Source organism: Blautia sp. AM29-29 (assembly GCF_003480555.1).
Classification (GTDB): Bacteria; Bacillota; Clostridia; order Lachnospirales; family Lachnospiraceae; genus Fusicatenibacter; species Fusicatenibacter saccharivorans.
The window spans coordinates 1-2,010 of record NZ_QUJD01000038.1; the positions used below are offsets into that span (position 1 = coordinate 1).

Sequence of the window (2,010 nt, forward strand, 5' to 3'; positions counted from 1 at the left end):
TCCCGGATTTCCCATTGCTTCGGCTCGTCAAAGGCATGGTTCAAGGCTTCCTTATAGAGCTGCTTGGAGCAGACCATGCTCCCGGTGTACTTATCAAGATACGCCTGTATCATCCCGGCTTTGGTATCCTCCGGCATAAAATCCCGCTGGTGTTCTTTGAGATACCGCTGCATGGCAGGGCTGAAAGCCAGCTTGAACCTGCCGCTTCTGTAAATTTCCATCGCTTCTGCCCACATCTGCTCGATATAGGCTCTGGAAGCGGCTTCGTCCTCCAAAATGTGAACCTCGGCTTGCTCCGGGTACACCATGACGGGGATAAAGCGGCGGTTGCCGGAACGGTCAAGGGGCAGGAAGTCAAGAGCATTGGAAGTGCCGCCAAACACGCACTGGCGGGGGCGGTCTGCCGGGTGGGTTTCATAGGGTATCTTGTAAACCTCTTTCTGTCGGCTTAAAAATGACTTGATTTCCTCAATGCTCTTGGCGTTGGCGGTTGCCATCATTTCCGACATTTCGATAATCCAGTGACCTTGCAGCTTGCGGTACACATTGTCATCGTCCAGCTTCCGCAAATCATCGGAGAACCACTCGTCCCGGACTGCCAGCAGACGGAAGAAGGTGGACTTGCCAGCCCCCTGACCGCCTACCAGACAGAGCATGATTTCAAACTTACACCCCGGCTGAAAGGCTCGTGAGATTGCACCCAGCAGGAACAGCTTCAACGCTTCATAGGTGTAATCGTCTGCGTCAGCCCCCAGAAAGTGCCGCAGACAGAAACGGATTCGTTCTGTCCCGTCCCACACAAGGGCACTTAGGTAGTCCCGGATGGGATGGTACTTGTTTTCATTCGCCACAATCCCGATGGCGTTATCAATCTTTTTCTCATTGGTAAGCCCGTAGGTTTCTTCCAGATAGAGAAGCAGATACTTCATGTCCGTATCGTTCAGGGCGGTGCTTTCTCTGTGGAAGCCGATGGGCTTTATGATGTCCTTGCGGTCAGTTAGAATGTTGTATGCGATAGCCCCGGAAAGCAGAGGGTCACGCTGGAATACGGTCAGGCAGTTCCGGATGCTCTGACGGACACCGCCTTTCTCGGTGGTTTCCAGCCCCGCCTTGATTTCCTCAATGCTCTGGGGCGGCTGCATGGCGTTCATGGTGTTTTTTAGTTCTTGCTGCGGCTGCGGCTGCAAGTTCTGCCATTCGCTGTTCAAGCTGTATCACATCCTTTCCGTAGTCCGTAATCAAAGCCGCTTTTTCCTCTGTCTCCCCGAACAGCAGCACATCCAGCAGATATTCCACTTGGGCTTGCTTCTGTAAGGCTTCCACAAACCGGGGATGAACGGCTTCCTCCGGGGTGTGCGGGGCATATTCCTTTCTCCATGCCCTAAGCAGGTGGAGATAATCGGCAAGGATACGGAAGCAGCGGTTCTTTGCTTCCTGAAACTGTTCCTCCGGGGATTTCTGCCGGGGCTTGGGCTTTTTTACCTTCCCCGGCGGTTTCCAGTCCTCATAGGAAAGCCCGAAGTCCTGTGCCAGCTGTACGGCGGCTTCTTTCTTTCCCAGCCCATACAGGGCGGCGGCAAAATCAATCACATCCCCATCCGCACCGCAGCCGAAGCAGTGGTAACGCCGATCCAGCTTCATGCTTGGGGTTTTATCGTTATGGAACGGGCAACAAGCCATCCCGTTCCGGCCTACACGGATTCCATAATGCTCCGCAGCCTGTCTTGTTGTGACGGACTGCTTCACAGCTTCAAATACATTCAAATCTATCCCTCCTTGAAAAAAAGAAAAGCACCTGACATTCTCAATCTGAAAATGGCAAGTGCCTGTTAAAGTTCCATATCCTGTTGTTTGTGTTTTGTCTGCACCGGGGCAGTTCTTTGTGCTTTTTTCTCGTCCGCCTTATCCTGCAAGACTTCTTTGAGGGACTGCTTCTTGGACGGCTCTTTGCTTTCTTCTGTGCCGGGTGTGGCTTTCCGTACCCAGTAGCGGATGTCCCGCAGCTTCTTC

At 53.0% G+C, this 2,010-nt stretch carries 2 protein-coding genes and 1 pseudogene; all 3 read right to left on the reverse strand.

The window, feature by feature from the left end; genetic code table 11:
* A partial coding sequence (locus DW769_RS15940) for a virulence-associated E family protein (protein WP_118750628.1) occupies positions 1 to 1,151 on the reverse strand: 1,151 nt, incomplete at its 3' end.
* Positions 1,120 to 1,764, reverse strand: a complete 645-nt coding sequence (locus DW769_RS15945) for a CHC2 zinc finger domain-containing protein (RefSeq protein WP_118750629.1) — start codon at positions 1,762 to 1,764, stop codon at positions 1,120 to 1,122. The genes DW769_RS15940 and DW769_RS15945, both read right to left, overlap by 32 nt.
* 65 nt (positions 1,765 to 1,829) lie before the next feature.
* A pseudogene (locus tag DW769_RS15950) lies at positions 1,830 to 2,010 on the reverse strand (MobQ family relaxase); the annotation flags it as partial.